The sequence below is a fragment of the Streptomyces sp. CS113 genome (assembly GCF_002188365.1).
GTDB lineage: Bacteria > Actinomycetota > Actinomycetes > Streptomycetales > Streptomycetaceae > Streptomyces > Streptomyces tendae.
This window is the reverse complement of record NZ_KZ195574.1, coordinates 7,339,099-7,354,661: the sequence shown is the minus strand read 5'-3', so window position 1 is coordinate 7,354,661 and position 15,563 is coordinate 7,339,099. Positions and strand designations below refer to the sequence as shown.

General features: G+C 73.2%; 18 protein-coding genes and 1 riboswitch. Of the genes, 14 read left to right on the top strand and 4 right to left on the bottom strand.

Features of this window, described 5'->3' with window-relative positions; translation table 11 throughout:
- Positions 1 to 3: 3 nt before the first annotated feature.
- Complete coding sequence (locus tag B9W62_RS33175; protein WP_087810610.1) at positions 4 to 312, top strand: hypothetical protein; 309 nt, start codon at positions 4 to 6, stop codon at positions 310 to 312.
- 370 nt (positions 313 to 682) lie between these two features.
- Positions 683 to 825: riboswitch (cyclic di-AMP (ydaO/yuaA leader) on the top strand.
- Positions 826 to 828: 3 nt separating this feature from the next.
- The gene (locus tag B9W62_RS33170) at positions 829 to 1,302 is read left to right on the top strand and encodes a C40 family peptidase (RefSeq protein WP_087810609.1); all 474 of its coding nucleotides are present in this window, start codon (positions 829 to 831) and stop codon (positions 1,300 to 1,302) included.
- Here B9W62_RS33170 and B9W62_RS33165 read toward each other — a convergent pair.
- The gene (locus tag B9W62_RS33165; protein WP_087810608.1) at positions 1,273 to 1,785 is read right to left on the bottom strand and encodes an ATP-binding protein; all 513 of its coding nucleotides are present in this window, start codon (positions 1,783 to 1,785) and stop codon (positions 1,273 to 1,275) included. The genes B9W62_RS33170 and B9W62_RS33165 overlap by 30 nt on opposite strands.
- A gap of 216 nt (positions 1,786 to 2,001) precedes the next feature.
- On the opposite strand from B9W62_RS33165, the gene B9W62_RS33160 reads away from it, so the two are divergent.
- Entirely contained in the window at positions 2,002 to 2,862 is an 861-nt protein-coding gene (locus B9W62_RS33160; RefSeq protein WP_087810607.1) for a helix-turn-helix domain-containing protein, read from the top strand.
- 9 nt (positions 2,863 to 2,871) lie between these two features.
- Complete coding sequence (locus tag B9W62_RS33155) at positions 2,872 to 3,114, top strand: DUF397 domain-containing protein (RefSeq protein WP_087810606.1); 243 nt, start codon at positions 2,872 to 2,874, stop codon at positions 3,112 to 3,114.
- A 41-nt stretch (positions 3,115 to 3,155) separates the two neighbouring features.
- On the opposite strand, the gene B9W62_RS33150 is transcribed toward B9W62_RS33155, so the two are convergent.
- Entirely contained in the window at positions 3,156 to 4,283 is a 1,128-nt protein-coding gene (locus tag B9W62_RS33150; RefSeq protein WP_087810605.1) for an 8-amino-7-oxononanoate synthase, read from the bottom strand.
- 150 nt (positions 4,284 to 4,433) lie between these two features.
- On the opposite strand from B9W62_RS33150, the gene bioB reads away from it, so the two are divergent.
- The 4 genes from bioB (at position 4,434) to B9W62_RS33130 (ending at position 8,439) form a co-directional block, all read left to right on the top strand.
- Positions 4,434 to 5,651, top strand: a complete 1,218-nt coding sequence (bioB, locus tag B9W62_RS33145) for a biotin synthase BioB (protein ID WP_087810604.1) — start codon at positions 4,434 to 4,436, stop codon at positions 5,649 to 5,651.
- Entirely contained in the window at positions 5,644 to 6,930 is a 1,287-nt protein-coding gene (locus B9W62_RS33140) for an adenosylmethionine--8-amino-7-oxononanoate transaminase (RefSeq protein ID WP_087810603.1), read from the top strand. The genes bioB and B9W62_RS33140 overlap by 8 nt, the downstream gene beginning before the upstream one ends.
- 1 nt (position 6,931) lies before the next feature.
- Positions 6,932 to 7,654: a dethiobiotin synthase gene (gene bioD / locus B9W62_RS33135; protein ID WP_087810602.1), complete on the top strand. Its 723-nt coding sequence runs from the start codon at positions 6,932 to 6,934 to the stop codon at positions 7,652 to 7,654.
- 107 nt (positions 7,655 to 7,761) lie between these two features.
- On the top strand, positions 7,762 to 8,439 hold the full coding sequence (locus tag B9W62_RS33130; RefSeq protein ID WP_087810601.1) for a class I SAM-dependent methyltransferase: 678 nt from the start codon (positions 7,762 to 7,764) through the stop codon (positions 8,437 to 8,439).
- A 12-nt stretch (positions 8,440 to 8,451) separates the two neighbouring features.
- Here the strand turns inward: B9W62_RS33130 and B9W62_RS33125 are convergent, their stop codons facing one another.
- Both B9W62_RS33125 and B9W62_RS33120 read right to left on the bottom strand, forming a co-directional pair.
- Positions 8,452 to 8,826: a fic family toxin-antitoxin system, toxin component gene (locus tag B9W62_RS33125; RefSeq protein WP_087810600.1), complete on the bottom strand. Its 375-nt coding sequence runs from the start codon at positions 8,824 to 8,826 to the stop codon at positions 8,452 to 8,454.
- 19 nt (positions 8,827 to 8,845) lie between these two features.
- Positions 8,846 to 9,073 (bottom strand): toxin-antitoxin system HicB family antitoxin, encoded by a 228-nt coding sequence (locus B9W62_RS33120; protein WP_087810599.1) that lies wholly within the window; start codon positions 9,071 to 9,073, stop codon positions 8,846 to 8,848.
- A gap of 118 nt (positions 9,074 to 9,191) precedes the next feature.
- Between B9W62_RS33120 and B9W62_RS33115 the strand changes: the two genes are divergently transcribed.
- From B9W62_RS33115 to purB, 6 genes are all read left to right on the top strand, one after another.
- Positions 9,192 to 10,082 (top strand): LLM class F420-dependent oxidoreductase, encoded by an 891-nt coding sequence (locus tag B9W62_RS33115; protein ID WP_087810598.1) that lies wholly within the window; start codon positions 9,192 to 9,194, stop codon positions 10,080 to 10,082.
- A 98-nt stretch (positions 10,083 to 10,180) separates the two neighbouring features.
- Entirely contained in the window at positions 10,181 to 10,606 is a 426-nt protein-coding gene (locus B9W62_RS33110) for a GNAT family N-acetyltransferase (RefSeq protein ID WP_087810597.1), read from the top strand.
- A gap of 82 nt (positions 10,607 to 10,688) precedes the next feature.
- Positions 10,689 to 12,104 (top strand): hemolysin family protein, encoded by a 1,416-nt coding sequence (locus B9W62_RS33105; RefSeq protein WP_087810596.1) that lies wholly within the window; start codon positions 10,689 to 10,691, stop codon positions 12,102 to 12,104.
- Entirely contained in the window at positions 12,101 to 13,114 is a 1,014-nt protein-coding gene (locus B9W62_RS33100) for a hemolysin family protein (protein WP_087810595.1), read from the top strand. Before B9W62_RS33105 ends, B9W62_RS33100 begins: the two co-directional genes overlap by 4 nt.
- A 121-nt stretch (positions 13,115 to 13,235) precedes the next feature.
- Positions 13,236 to 14,018 carry an SGNH/GDSL hydrolase family protein gene (locus B9W62_RS33095; protein WP_087810594.1) on the top strand — a complete coding sequence of 261 codons (783 nt, stop codon included), beginning with the start codon at positions 13,236 to 13,238 and terminating at the stop codon, positions 14,016 to 14,018.
- 85 nt (positions 14,019 to 14,103) lie between these two features.
- Positions 14,104 to 15,546 (top strand): adenylosuccinate lyase, encoded by a 1,443-nt coding sequence (gene purB, locus B9W62_RS33090; protein WP_087810593.1) that lies wholly within the window; start codon positions 14,104 to 14,106, stop codon positions 15,544 to 15,546.
- Positions 15,547 to 15,563: the final 17 nt, after the last annotated feature.

The window sequence follows — 15,563 nt, the reverse complement described above, 5'->3', positions numbered from 1 at the left end:
CCCGTGCTGCCACCCGAGTTGCCCCCGCTGCCCGCCCTGACCCGTGCCGAGGCCGAGGTCATCGACCGCTATCTGGACGTCGTCGACCTGCTCGGGCGCATCAACCCGGGGCGCGAGGGCGACACCTACGGCGGCCTGCGGGCCGCCCAGGCGCTGGTGGGCAAGGCGACGGCGCTGCGTGACGCGCTGGCGCTGATGCACCGGCGCGGCGAGACGGAGGTGCACGCCGCCACCCTGGCCCGGGCGCTGCGGGTGCTGGACGGTGAGCGGCGGACCGCACGGGTCGGTCTTCCGCCGCGCGCCGGGAGCTGAGCGAGCCGGAGTCGAAACGGACCAAACGGCGTACCCCCTTTCGGCGTAGGGACACCTCCGATTCGCGACCGGTCGAAGTTGCGGCGCCGCGCGCCCGGCGGGTGCGATGCGCCGCTCCGCCGCTGGTCCAGGGGTCGTCACCGCGCTCGACGCCGCCTCGAACACGAGGCGGCGACCCGAACGGACGAGTGGGATGTAACAACACAAAGGGCACGTTCCGTTGGGAATTCCCCTTGGGGCGGGACAAGATCCGTGACTGACGACAAGCCCCCGCCGCAGCGGCGGGGCGGTCCGGGCGGACGCCGAGTCCTGCCGCCGTCCGGACGACCGGTCGCGACGGAAGTGGATCGGCAGGAGTGGAGGACCCGAGCACGACGGGTCGCCGGCCCGGCCGCCTCCGCGGGAGGCACCGGACCGAGCGGTCCTTGGGGTGAAGCCGCACTCGTGCGGCCGGGCAACTTCGCCAGCCCGAATCCGACAGGTCATCCTTCACAGGCGGCTGACGAAGGGTTGCGCATGTCCGCGCTCAATCGCGTCCCGTCCCTGATGGCTCGTGCCGGTACGGCCTCGGCCCTCACCCTCGCCGCCGTGGGCGGCTCCGTCGTGGTTCCCGGTGTCGCCTCCGAGGCGGCCGCGGCGAGCCATGCGACGAAAGCCCTCAAGATCGCGGCCTCCAAGCAGGGCGCCCCGTACCGCTGGGGCGCCACCGGTCCGCACCGGTTCGACTGTTCCGGCCTGACGCTGTACTCGTTCAAGAAGGCCGGCAAGAAACTGCCGCGCACCGCGGCCCAGCAGTACAACAAGACCCGCCATGTCTCCGCCAAGAAGCGCAAGGCCGGCGATCTCGTGTTCTTCCACTCCGGCCGCAGCGTCTACCACGTCGGCATCTACGCCGGGAAGGGCAGACTCTGGCACGCCCCGAAGACCGGGGACGTGGTGCGGCTGCAGAAGATCTGGACGTCAAGCGTCTGGTACGGCCGGGTCAAGTAGCCCGTCCGCGGGGGTGACGGCGGTCTGCCCCGCCGTCACCCCCGCGGGTGCGCCCGGCCCGCCCGGGGGCGTCCAGGGCAGTTCGATGGAGACGGTCTTGCCGCCCTCGCGCGTGGGCCGGACCCTCAGCCTGCCGCCGCACTCGGCGGTCAGCCAGCGGATGATCACCATGCCCCGCCCGTTGTCCTGCTGGACGGCGGCGGGCAGCCGCTTGGGGAAGCGCGGATGGCTGTCGGTGACGCCGAGGCGCAGCCGTTCCTCGCGGTCGAGGACGAGGTCCACCGTGAAGGTGGGCGACTGCCCGAACGTGTGCTGGACCGCGTTGGTCGCCAGTTCGGAGACGATGAGCCGCACGGTCTCGGACAGATCCGCGTCGCCCGGCAGCCCCCACTCCGCCAGGGTGCCGACCACGTAGGTCCGCGCGGCGGCCACCGAGGCGGGATCGCTCGGCAGAGTGACGGATGCTTCCAGATGGTCTGCCATGGCGACGTCGTCCCTTTCTCACGGGACCGCAGGCCCGACACGGAGCGGATGGTTCGAGTACGGTCCCGGACTGGTGCTTCGCCGCCAGACTGCCACCAACCGACCCGTGAAGGGCGGCGATCCACCAAGATATGCATATATCTGTCGCTCGAAGCGGTGAACTCTGCGACGGCAGAGCGTATTTGGGCGACTCATAAGGAGTAAGGGAGTTGTCCCATGCAGCACGGTCCCGTGGTGCGCCGCCGGAAGCTGGGCGCGGAACTGCGCGCCCTGCGCACGTCGGCGGGCATCACCAGCGGCGAGGCGGCCCGGCTCGTGGGCTGGCACCAGTCGAAGATCAGCCGGATCGAGACGGGGACGAGCGGGGCGAAACCGTCCGACGTGCGGTTACTGCTGGACGCCTACGGAGTGGACGACGAGCAGCTGCGGGGGCTGCTGGTGACTCTGGCGCGCTCCGAGGACGCGGCGGGGCGCAACCACTGGTGGCACGCGTACCGCGGGGTGCTGCCACCGACCTACCGCGACTTCATCAGTCTGGAGTCGCAGGCCAGCGCGATGCGCACGCTGGAGACCACGGTGGTCCCCGGTCTGCTCCAGACGCCGGAGTACGCCCGCGCGGTGACGCGGGCCGCGGTGGACGGCATGCCCGCGGAACGGCTGGACACGCTGGTGGAGGTCCGGCTGGCCCGGCAGGACGTGCTGCGCGGCGAGCCGCCCCTGAAGCTGAGCGCGGTCCTGGACGAGGCGGTGCTGCGCCGGGAGGTGGGCGGGCCCGGAGTGATGGCCCGTCAACTGGCGCGGCTGGTGGAGGCCGCGCGGCTTCCCCATGTCCGCCTCCAGGTCCTGCCGTTTTCCGCCGGGGCGCACATCGGTGTCACCGGCCCTTTCGTTATCTTCTCTTTTTCGAGCACTTCTGATCTGGATGTGGTTGTTCTCGACCACTTGACGAGTAGCCTGCACCTCGAACGGAAAGAAGACCTAGAGGCCTACACCGAGGCCTTCAACGCCCTTCTGATCCATGCCCTTTCGCCCGAGGACTCGTTGGACTTCATCGCCGCGACAGCGGCAGGCGCGTAAGGAGGCACCATGTCAGGCTCCCTGTCCGAACGTCCCCGGAACATCCCTGTCAGCACCGATATGACCGGTGTGCGGTGGCTGCGCAGCAGCTACAGCACCGGGGCGAACAACTGTGTGGAGACGGCCCGTCCGCCGGCCGGCCGCTGGGCCGGACTGCTCGCCGTGCGCGACTCCAAGAACCCGGCCGGACCCGCCCTGCTCCTCTCCCCCGAGAGCTGGACGGCGTTCACCGCAGGAGTCAGCCGCGGCTGATCCGCCGCACCCCGGACGACGCACGGCCGTGTCCCGCCGACTCATGGCCGCGTGTCGCCGATCACCCGCACAGCACGCTCGATCTGTTCCCCGGAGAGGTCCCCACGGGCGGTCAGCCTGAGCCGTGAGATGCCGTCGGGCACCGAAGGAGGGCGGAAGCAGCCCACGGACAGGCCGGCCGTACGGCAGTCGGCCGCCCACCGTACGGCCTCCTCCGGGGAGGGCGAGCGCACCGAGACGACCGCGGCGTCCGGACGTACCGCGTCCAGACCCGCGGCGGTCAGGCGCGCGTGCAGTTCGGCGGCGACGGCGCGGGCCCGCGCGGCCCGCTCCGGCTCGCGGCCGAGCAGTCGGAGCGCCGCCAGGGCGGCACCGGCCGCGGCCGGGGCCAGTCCGGTGTCGAAGATGAACGTGCGGGCCGCGTTGACCAGGTGAGCGATCACCCGGGCGGGGCCCAGCACCGCGCCGCCCTGGGCGCCGAGCGACTTGGAGAGGGTGACGGTCACGACGACGTCGTCGCGGCCCGCGAGGCCCGCTCCCTGCGGGGCGCCCCGGCCGCCGTCGCCGAGGACGCCGAGACCGTGGGCGTCGTCGAGGACCAGTCCGGCCCCGTGCGCCCGGCACGCGTCGGCGAGCGCGGGCAGGGGCGCGGCGTCGCCGTCGACGGAGAAGACCGTGTCGGAGACGGCCACGGCGGGTCCGTCGTGCGTCGCCAGCGCCTTGCGCACGGCCTCCGGGTCGGCGTGGCCGACGACCTGGGTGGTGCCGCGGGCGAGCCGGCAACCGTCGATCAGTGAGGCGTGGTTGCCCGCGTCGGAGACGACGAGGCTGCCGTGCGGTGCCAGCGCGGTGACGGCGGCGAGGTTGGCCGCGTAGCCGGAGGAGAAGACGAGCGCGGCCTCGAACCCGCAGAATTCGGCCAGTTCGCGCTCGAGTTCGGCGTGCAGCGCGGTCGTGCCGGTCACCAGCCGCGAGCCGGTGGCGCCGCCGCCCCAGGTCCGCGCGGCCGCGGCCGCCCCCTCGACGACCTCCGGGTGCCGGGCAAGACCCAGGTAGTCGTTGCTCGCCAGGTCCAGCAGCGTGGACGCCGCCGGGCGGGGGCGCAGTACCCGTACGAGTCCGGCCTCGCGGCGCGCCCGGTCCTGCTCCTCGATCCAGCCGAACGCCATGGGGCGGCCCTCCGGTGTTTTGTAGGCAATGAACAGACATTAGCGGTCCGGCCACCCCCGCGAGGTGTGGCAATACCCACACGTCGATCTGTCAGTGTTGTGCAAAGTCTCCTTGGCCGCGGATGGCCCCTTAGGACAGGATCGGCTCTCATGGACCTGCTGAACACGCTGGTGGACAAGGGGCTTCGGCGCGAGTCGCCGACCCGCGAGGAGGCGCTCGCCGTCCTCGCCACTTCCGACGACGACGTGCTCGACGTGGTGGCCGCGGCCGGAAAGGTGCGCCGCCACTGGTTCGGCCGACGGGTGAAACTCAACTACCTCGTCAACCTCAAGTCGGGCCTGTGCCCCGAGGACTGCTCCTACTGCTCGCAGCGGCTGGGCTCCAAGGCGGAGATCCTCAAGTACACCTGGCTCAAGCCCGACCAGGCCAAGGCCGCCGCCGCGGCGGGGGTGTCGGGCGGCGCCAAGCGCGTGTGCCTGGTGGCGAGCGGACGGGGCCCGACCGACCGGGACGTGGACCGGGTCTCGGACACCATCAGGGCCATCAAGGAGCAGGACGAGTCGGTCGAGGTGTGCGCCTGCCTCGGGCTGCTCTCCGACGGCCAGGCGGAGCGGCTGCGCGAGGCCGGGGCCGACGCCTACAACCACAACCTCAACACCTCCGAGTCGACGTACGGCGACATCACGACCACGCACACGTACGCCGACCGGGTGGACACGGTGAACAAGGCGCACGCCGCCGGGCTGTCCGCCTGCTCGGGCCTCATCGCGGGCATGGGCGAGAGCGACGAGGACCTGGTCGACGTGGTCTTCTCGCTGCGCGAGCTGGACCCGGACTCGGTGCCGGTCAACTTCCTGATTCCGATGGAGGGCACGCCGCTGGCCAAGGAGTGGCACCTCACTCCGCAGCGCTGCCTGCGCATCCTGGCGATGACGCGGTTCGTCTGCCCGGACGTCGAGGTGCGCATCGCCGGCGGGCGCGAGGTGCACCTGCGCACGATGCAGCCGCTCGCCCTGCACCTGGCCAACTCGATCTTCCTCGGCGACTACCTCACCAGCGAGGGCCAGGCGGGCCACACCGACCTGGAGATGATCGCGGACGCCGGCTTCGAGGTGGAGGGTGCCGGGGAGGTCACCCTGCCGGAGCACCGCGCCTCGGTGCGGGGCGGGGGCTGCGGCTCGCACGACGGTGGCGGCGGCTGCGGCTCGCACGCGGGCGCCGACGGCGACGCGGGGTGCGGGGCGCACGCCGGTGGTGGAGTGTGCGCCCCCGCGTCCACGGCGCCGCGCCCCGCCGAGGAGCCCCGCACGGACCTGGTGGCGGTGCGCCGCCGCGGCGCCGGGACGGACCTCGCGCCCAATGCCTGAGCCCGCGTGGGACGTCGCCGAGCTGCTGGAGCTGGACCGGCGCCACGTCTGGCACCCGTACGGCCCGATGCCCGGCCGGCAGGACCCGCTGGTCGTGGAGTCGGCGAGCGGGGTCCGGCTGCGGCCGGCCGACGGCTCCGGGGAACTGGTCGACGGGATGTCGTCCTGGTGGTCGGCGATCCACGGCTACAACCACCCGGTGCTGAACGAGGCCGCGCGCGGACAGTTGGAGCGGATGAGCCACGTGATGTTCGGCGGGCTCACCCACGAGCCCGCCGTACGGCTGGCGAAGCTCCTTGTCGACATATCACCCGAGGGCCTGGAGCACGTGTTCCTGGCCGACTCCGGTTCGGTGTCGGTCGAGGTCGCCGTAAAGATGTGTTTGCAGTACTGGCGTTCGCTCGGCCGCCCCGGCAAGCAGCGCCTGCTCACCTGGCGCGGCGGCTACCACGGTGACACCTGGCAGCCCATGTCGGTGTGCGACCCCGAGGGCGGGATGCACGAACTGTGGTCCGGCGTCCTGCCGCGCCAGGTGTTCGCCGACGCGCCGCCGGCGGAGTACGAGGAGGCGTACGCCGACCACCTGCGGTCGATGGTCGAGCGGCACGCCGACGAACTGGCCGCGGTGATCGTCGAGCCGGTGGTACAGGGCGCGGGCGGCATGCGCTTCCACTCCCCCGCGTATCTGCGGGTACTGCGGGAGGCGTGCGACGCGCACGACGTACTGCTGGTGTTCGACGAGATCGCGACCGGGTTCGGTCGTACGGGCGCGTTGTTCGCGGCGGAGCACGCGGCGGTGACGCCGGACGTGATGTGCGTGGGCAAGGCGCTGACCGGCGGCTACCTGACGATGGCGGCCACACTGTGCACGTCGCGGGTGGCCGACGGCATCTCCCGGGGCGAGGTGCCGGTGCTGGCCCACGGGCCGACGTTCATGGGCAATCCGCTGGCCGCGGCCGTGGCGTGCGCGTCGATCGGACTGCTGCTCGGCCAGGACTGGCTCGCCGAGGTCGAGCGGATCGGGACGGGCCTCGGCGAGGGACTCGCGCCCGCCGCCGAGCTGCCGGGCGTGCGCGAGGTGCGGGTGCTCGGCGCGATCGGGGTGGTGCAGCTCGACCACGCCGTCGACATGCGGGCGGCCACCCGGGCGGCGGTGCGCGAGGGCGTGTGGCTGCGCCCGTTCCGCGACCTGGTCTACACCATGCCGCCGTACGTCACGGGCGACGCGGACGTCGCACGCATCGCCCGCGCGGTGTGTGCGGCGGCACGGGAGGGATGACATGCCGGTACTGGTGATCACGGGCACGGGCACGGAGGTCGGCAAGACGGTGGTGACCGCCGCCGTCGCCGCCACGGCCCTGGCGGGCGGCCGGTCGGTGGCGGTGCTGAAGGCCGCGCAGACGGGCGTGGGTCCGGACGAGGCCGGGGACGCCGAGGAAGTGGCGCGGCTCGCGGGTGCGGTGACCGTCGCCGAAGTGGCCAGGTTCCCCGAGCCGTTGGCGCCCGGGACGGCCGCGCGCCGGGCCGGGCGGGCACCGGTGCGCCCCGGCGAGGTGGCGGAGGCGGCGGCCAAGCTGGCCACCGACCACGACCTGGTGCTGGTCGAGGGCGCCGGCGGGCTGCTCGTACGCTTCGACGCGGCCGGGGGGACGCTGGCGGACGTCGCCGGTCTGCTGGGCGCACCGGTGCTGGTGGTGACGTCGCCGGGGCTGGGCACCCTGAACACCACGGAGCTGACCGCGCGCGAGCTGCGTTCCCGGGGGCTGGAGCTGCCGGGTCTGGTGATCGGCAGCTGGCCCGAGGCCCCGGACCTTGCCGCCCGCTGCAACCTCGCGGACCTCCCCGACGTGTCCGGCGCCTCCCTCCTCGGTGCCGTACCCGCCGGAGCGGGGGCCCTCGCCCCGGCCGCCTTCCGTGCGGCGGCACCCGGCTGGCTGGGGAGCGGCTTCCCGCTGGACGGCAGCTGGGACGCGGACGCCTTCGTCGCCACACACGGTCCCTGACCGGGGCCGGGTCCGCACGGCCCCGGTCAAGCAGCCCGCGCGGTGGGTGCGGGGCGGCGATGCGGGGGACAATCGCGGTGAGGCGCCACCTCGTGAGGGAGGTCCCCATGCCGCTGCGATCCGCCCGTGCCCGCGGGGTGCCGCGCGACGCCGTGCACCATCCGCTGTTCGCCCGCTCCTACGCACGGTTCAGTGTGAGCGCCGAGACCCGGATGGGCATGGCCCGCGTCCGCGAACGGCTGCTCGCCGGGCTGTCCGGGCGGGTGATCGAGGTCGGCGCGGGCAACGGGCTGAACTTCTCGCACTACCCGGGCACCGTCTCCGAGGTCGTCGCCATCGAACCGGAGCGCGTGCTGCGCCGGTTGGCGGTGGAGGCGGGGCAGCGCGCCCGGGTGCCGGTGGACGTGGCGCCGGGCGCGGCGGAGGCCCTGCCGGTCAAGAGCGAGGCCTTCGACGCGGCCGTCGTCTCACTGGTGCTGTGCAGCGTCCGGGACGTGCCCCGGGCGCTCGCGGAGCTGCGGCGGGTGCTGCGCCCCGGCGGGCAGGTGCGGTTCTTCGAGCACGGCCGGGGCGGCGGGCGGGTGATGACCTTCGCCCAGAGCGCCCTGGACCGGACGCTGTGGCCTCCCCTGTCCGGCGGCTGCCACCTCTCCCGCGAGCCGGTGGCCGCGCTGCGGGAGGCGGGGTTCACGCTCGGGCCCTACCGGCGGGTGATGATGCCGGAGAACGGGCCGGCCCTGCCGAGTTCGTACTGCGTCCTGGGCACGGCCTGGCGACCGTCCTGAGCGGCGGCGCGGTCACGCGCTCCAGCCGCGCAGTTCGTCCGCGATCTCCTCGACGGACGCCTCGCCCTTCTTCACCAGCAGCGCGAGGTCCCGCACCCGCTCGGGCGTGGTGACGACCCGTACCCCGCCGGCGACCAGGTAGGCGTAGGCGACCGCCGTGGCGAACAGAGCGTTCGAGCGCTCCAGCGCCGGGACGTGGATCAACAGCTGGAGCAGCGCGGCGGCGCGGGCGTGCGGGGTGTCGTAGACGGGCGTGCCGAATATCTCGGCGCGGTGGCGGGCGACGGCGGCGACGAGCGCTCCCCAGTCGGTGACCTGCGGATCACCGGGTGTGCGCTGCTCGGCGAGCATCAGCAGCCAGGCGAGATCGATGGTGAGGTCGTTCATGCGGTACGCGTGCGACGGCTCACCGGCGGCCCTCGCCGACCTCGTCGGCGAACACCTTCTCGTACTGCCGCATGAAGTCGGCGGCGGCCTCGACGAAGGTGCGGCCGGCCTCCCCGGTGTCCTGCCGGACCAGTTCCTCGATGTAGCGGTTGACGCTCAGCCCGCGGGCCAGGGCCTGCTCCCGGGCCGCCCGGGCGGTGCCCTCGTCCACCCGCACGTTCAGCTGGGCCTTCCGGGTCTTCGCCATACCCCGAAGCTAGCGCCAAAACGCTAGCAGCGGCAAGGCCACCCGGTCTCTTCCTGTTCCGGCCGCGGCAGTGATTGACTCGCCGTGACCGGAAGTCCCCCGTGCGTGAGGAGAGTTCATGGCGCGCCCGTTCCGCTTCGGCGTCAACCTGATGAGCGCCGCCCCCGCAGACGAGTGGGACGCCAAGTGCCGGCGCGCCGAGGAACTCGGCTACGACGTGATCCTGGTGCCGGACCACCTCGGCATGCCGGCGCCGTTCCCGGCCCTGGTCGCCGCGGCCCGGGCCACCGAACGGCCCCGGCTGGGCACGTTCGTGCTCAACGCGGGCTTCTGGAACCCCGCGCTGCTGGCCCGGGAGGTGGCGACCACCGACGCCCTGACCGGCGGACGGCTGGAACTCGGGCTCGGCACCGGCTACGTACGCGCGGAACACGACGCCGCGGGACTGCCCTTCGGCTCACCGGGCGAGCGGGTGGACCACCTGCGGCGCACCGTCGAGGAGCTGGAGCGGCTGCTGGGCGACGAGGAGCACCTGCCCCGGCCCACACAGCGGCCCGGGGTTCCGCTGCTGATCGGCGCGAACGGCGACCGGATGCTGGAGCTGACCGCCCGGCACGCCGACATCGCCGCGTTCACCGGCGGACGCACCGCGCGGGGCAGCGCGACGGGACGGCTGGCGCCGGTCACCGCCGAGGAGCTGGACGAGCGCGTCGCCCGGTACCGGGAGCTCGCCGCCGGCCGCAAGGAGCCGGCGGAGCTGAACCTGCTCATCCAGATGGTCGCGGTCACGGAGGACCGTGAGTCCGCCGTCCGGCCCTACCTGGAGCGCATCCCCCACCTCACCCCGGAGCAGGTGCTGGAGCTGCCCATCCTGCTGGCCGGGACCCTGGAGCGGATCACCGCGCAGGTGCGGGCGCAGCGCGAGCGGTACGGCTTCACCTACCTGACGGTGCTGGAGCCGTTCATGGAGGCCTTCGCGCCGGTGCTGCGGGCCCTGCGCGAGGACTGACGCCCCGCCGCGCGCCGCGGCCGCGACACCGCGCGCCGGGCCGGTCCGCATGCCGGAATCACCGCACGGGGGTCCGGCCCGCGTGGTGGGATCGCGGCATGACCGATCTGCGCATACGGCCCGGCGGGCCGGAGGACCTGGACGCCGTGCTGACCTTCTGGAAGACGGCCGCCGAGGGGACGAGCATCAGCGACGACCGGGAGGGCGTGGAGCGCCTGGTGGCGCGCGACCCGGAGGCGCTGCTCCTGGCCGAGCGCGACGGGGAGCTGGTCGGCACGGTGATCGCGGGGTTCGACGGCTGGCGCTGCCATCTGTACCGGCTGGCGGTGCACCCGGGCCACCGGCGCCGGGGCATCGGCTCCGCCCTGCTCGCCGCGGCCGACGAGCGCTTCGTCCGGCTCGGCGGACGCCGCGGGGACGCGATGGTGCTGGTGCGCAACGAGCGGGCCCAGCATGCCTGGCGGGCCGCCGGGTACGAGCCGCAGGAGCAGTGGCGGCGCTGGGTGAAGCACCTCACCGGCTGAGCGGCCGCGAGGCGAAAGGTTGAAGGCTTGAACATCGGGCGAACCACCGGGTCGTGGCCGATCATGGGTCCGAGGTGACCCGATGACCGAAGTGCTCCTGCTGCTGGTGGCGATCCTGCTCTCGCTCGCGTGCGGCGCCTTCGTCGCGGCCGAGTTCTCGCTGACCACCGTCGAACGCGGTGAGCTGGAGCGCGCGGCGGAGCGGGGCGAGCGGGGCGCGGCGAGTGCCCTCAAGGGCGTACGCAACCTGACCTTCCAACTCTCCGGGGCCCAGCTCGGCATCACGGTCACCAACCTGGTGGTCGGCATGCTCGCCGAACCCTCGGTCGCGGCGCTGATCGCGGGGCCGCTGGAGGGCCTCGGGGTGTCGCGTTCGGCGGCCTCCTCGCTGGCGCTGGTGCTGGGCACCGCCCTGTCGACGGTCTTCCTGATGATCGTCGGTGAGCTGGTGCCGAAGAACTGGGCGATCTCCGCACCGCTGGCCGTGGCCAAACGGGTGGGCGGCCCGCAACGCTGGTTCAGCGCCGTCTTCCGGCCCTTCATCACCCACCTGAACAACACCGCCAACCGCATCGTGCGCCGCTTCGGGGTGGAGCCCGCCGAGGAGCTGGCGTCCGCGCGCGGGCCGCAGGAGCTGGCGGCGCTCGCCCGGCACTCCGCCAAGGAGGGCGCGCTGGAGCCCGACACCGCCGAGTTGTTCGTGCGCACACTGAACCTGGCCGATCTGACGGCGCAGCAGGTGATGACCCCGCGCGTCCAGGTCGTGGCCCTCGATGCCCGGGCGACGTGCGAGGACGTGGCGAACGCGACGCGGGCGACGGGACTGTCCCGGTTCCCGGTCTACCGGGACAGCCTCGACGCCGTGGTCGGGACGGCGCACGTCAAGGACGTGCTGGCGGTGCCCGCCGAGCGGCGGCCCGGGATGCCGGTCGCCGACCTGATGCGCGAACCGCTGCTGGTCCCCGAGTCGCTGACCGTGGACCGGCTCCTGGACCGGCTCTCCGGACGCCGCACGATGGCCGTCGTGATCGACGAGTACGGCGGTACGGCGGGGGTGGCCACGCTGGAGGACATCGTCGAGGAGGTCGTCGGCCAGGTGCGGGACGAGCACGACCCGCACGAGACGCCCGACCTGGACCCGGCGGGCACGGACGCGGCGGGGCGCGCGCTGTACTGGGCGGACGGCTCCGCGCGCGTGGACCGGCTGGAACGGCTGGGGCTGCGGGTCCCCGAGGGCCCGTACGAGACGGTGGCGGGGCTGGTCGCGGCGGGTCTCGGGCACATCCCCGTGGTGGGCGACAGTCTGGACGTCGCGGGCTGGCGGCTGGACGTGGTCGACGCCACGGGACGCAGGGCCGCCCGGGTGCTGATGCACGCGCCCCTTGATGATGCGGGCAACGCGGCCGACTCGGACGGCACGATCGACGGGGCCGACGGGGCCGGTCGGCCGGACGCCGGTTCGGGCGACGGGGAGGACGAAGGGGAGGCCGGCCGATGACCGCCGTACAGCTGCTGATCGGGCTGGCGACCCTGGTCGTCAACGCGTTCTTCGTGGGCGCCGAGTTCGCGCTGATCTCCGTGCGCCGCAGCCAGGTGGAGCCGTACGCCGAGCAGGGCGACGCCCGGGCGAAGCGGGTGCTGTGGGGCCTGGAGCACGTGTCGGCGCTGCTGGCGGCGGCGCAGCTGGGCATCACGCTGTGCACGCTGGTCCTCGGCGTGGTCGCGGAACCGGCGATCGCGCATCTGCTGGAGCCGGTGTTCCACGCGGTGGGCGTGCCGTCGGGTGCCGGGCACGCGGTGTCCTTCGTGATCGCCCTGGCGCTGGCGACGTACCTGCACATGCTGCTCGGCGAGATGGTGCCGAAGAACATCGCGCTGGCCGAGCCGGTACGCAGCGCGCTGATCCTCGGGCCGCCGCTGGTGGCGCTGTCCCGGGCGCTGCGTCCGGTGATCTTCACGGTCAACGCCTTCGCGAACGGGCTGCTCAAACTGCTCAGGGTGGAGGCCAAGAACGAGGTGGCGGCGACGTTCACGGACGCGGAGCTGGCGGAGATCGTCAAGGACGCCGGTGAGGCGGGACTGATCGACGACCGCGCCAGGGAGCGCCTGCGCGACGCCCTGGAGCTGGGCCGCCGACCGGTGCGGGACGTGGTGCTGCCGCTGGAGCGCGTCGTGCACGCGCGCGTGGGCATCACCCCGGAGCAGTTGGAGCGGTTGTCGGCGCAGTCGGGGTTCTCCCGCTTCCCGGTGGTGGACGACGGGCGGCGGATCGTCGGCTACCTGCACGTGAAGGACGCCCTGGACGCCTCGCCGCGGGACGTGCCGTTCCGCCTGCGGGACATGCGTCCCATCGCCCGGGTCCGCGAGCGCACCCCGCTGGACGACGTACTGACCGCCATGCGGCGCAGCCGTACGCACCTGGCGGCGGTCCTCGGCTCCGACGGGCGGCTGGCCGGACTGGTGACCATGGAGGACGTCCTGCGGGAGCTGTTCGGGCAACGCGCGTGAGCCCCTCGCGCCCGCGTGCCCAGAGCACCCCCCGAGTGACCGGGTGCCCCGAGCGCCGTGGCCGGAGCCCCGGAGGGCGACCGACCGGCGGGTATGTGCAGGGGATACCATTTCCGTCGCCATGCACACGAACCCCACGTACACCAGTCTCGTCGCCGTCGGCGACTCCTTCACCGAGGGCATGTCGGACCTGCTTCCCGACGGCTCCTACCGTGGCTGGGCCGACGTGCTCGCCGCCCGGATGGCGGCCCGCTCCCCGGGCTTCCGCTACGCCAACCTCGCGGTGCGCGGCAAGCTGATCGGACAGATCGTCGACGAGCAGGTGGACGTGGCCGCGGCCATGGGCGCCGACGTGATCACGCTGGTCGGCGGGCTCAACGACACGCTGCGGCCCAAGTGCGACATGGCCCGGGTGCGGGACCTGCTCACGCAGGCGGTGGAGCGGCTGGCGCCGCACTGCGAGCGGCTCGTGCTGATGCGCAGCCCCGGCCGCCAGGGTCCCGTGCTGGAGCGGTTCCGGCCGCGCATGGAGGCGCTGTTCGCGATCATCGACGACCTGTCCGAGCGGCACGGCGCCGTGGTCGTGGACCTGTACGGCGCCAAATCCCTGGCCGACCCCCGGATGTGGGACGTGGACCGGCTGCACCTGACCGCCGACGGGCACCGCCGGGTCGCCGAGGCCGTGTGGCAGTCGCTCGGTTACCAGCCCGAGGACCCCGAGTGGCACGCGCCGGTCCCGCCGACGCCGCCACCGGGCTGGACGGCGCGCAGGACCGCCGACGTCCGGTTCGCCCGGCAGCACCTGCTGCCCTGGATAGGCCGCCGGCTGACCGGCCGCTCGTCCGGGGACGGCCTGCCGCCCAAGCGCCCGGACCTGCTCCCCTACGAGGATCCGGCGCGCTGATCCCCGGCGGCACGAGCCCTTCGTAGGTTCCGACGAACGAGCCCGCGGCGCCGACCTGCACGAATCGCCAGTAGAATCCGTCCACGTGACTTCCGCTCCCGCCAAGCCCCGCATCCCGAACGTCCTCGCCGGACGCTACGCCTCCGCCGAGCTCGCCACGCTCTGGTCGCCCGAGCAGAAGGTGAAGCTGGAGCGGCAGCTCTGGCTCGCCGTGCTGCGTGCCCAGAAGGACCTGGGCATCGAGGTGCCCGACGCCGCGATCGCCGACTACGAGCGTGTCCTCGACCAGGTCGACCTGGCCTCCATCGCCGAGCGCGAGAAGGTCACGCGGCACGACGTGAAGGCGCGGATCGAGGAGTTCAACGACCTCGCCGGGCACGAGCACGTGCACAAGGGCATGACCTCCCGCGACCTCACGGAGAACGTCGAGCAGCTTCAGGTCCGGCTCTCGCTGGAGCTGATCCGGGACCGCTCGGTGGCCGTCCTCGCCCGCCTCGGCAAGCTGGCCGGCGAGTACGCCGAGCTGGTGATGGCGGGTCGCTCGCACAACGTGGCCGCGCAGGCCACGACGCTGGGCAAGCGGTTCGCCACCGCCGCCGACGAGCTGCTCGTCGCGTACGGCCGGGTGGAGGAGCTGCTCGGCCGCTACCCGCTGCGCGGCATCAAGGGCCCGGTCGGCACCGCCCAGGACATGCTGGACCTGCTCGACGGCGACGCGGGCAGGCTCGCCGAGCTGGAGCGGCGGATCGCCGGGCACCTGGGCTTCTCGCAGGCCTTCACCTCGGTCGGCCAGGTCTACCCGCGCTCCCTCGACTACGAGGTCGTCACCGCGCTGGTGCAGCTGGCGGCGGCGCCGTCCTCGCTGGCCAAGACCATCCGGCTGATGGCCGGGCACGAGCTGGTCACCGAGGGCTTCAAGCCCGGCCAGGTCGGCTCCTCCGCGATGCCGCACAAGATGAACACCCGCTCCTGCGAGCGCGTCAACGGCCTGATGGTGATCCTGCGCGGCTACGCCTCGATGACCGGTGAGCTGGCGGGCGACCAGTGGAACGAGGGCGACGTGTCCTGCTCGGTGGTGCGCCGGGTGGCCCTCCCCGACGCGTTCTTCGCCCTCGACGGGCTGCTGGAGACCTTCCTGACGGTGCTCGACGAGTTCGGTGCCTTCCCGGCCGTCGTGGCCCGGGAGCTGGACCGCTACCTGCCGTTCCTGGCCACCACCAAGGTGCTGATGGGCGCGGTGCGCGCCGGGGTCGGCCGCGAGGTCGCGCACGAGGCCATCAAGGAGAACGCGGTCGCCTCCGCGCTGGCCATGCGCGAGCAGGGCGCCGAGCGCAACGAGCTGCTGGACAAGCTGGCCGCCGACGACCGCATCCCGCTCGACCGTGCCGCCCTGGACGCCCTGATGGCCGACAAGCTCTCCTTCACCGGTGCGGCGGCCGACCAGGTCGGTGCCGTCGTCGGCCGGATCGAGGAGATCGTCAAGCGGCACCCGGAGGCAGCCGGATACACCCCCGGGGCGATCCTCTGACCCGCTTCACCCGGGCC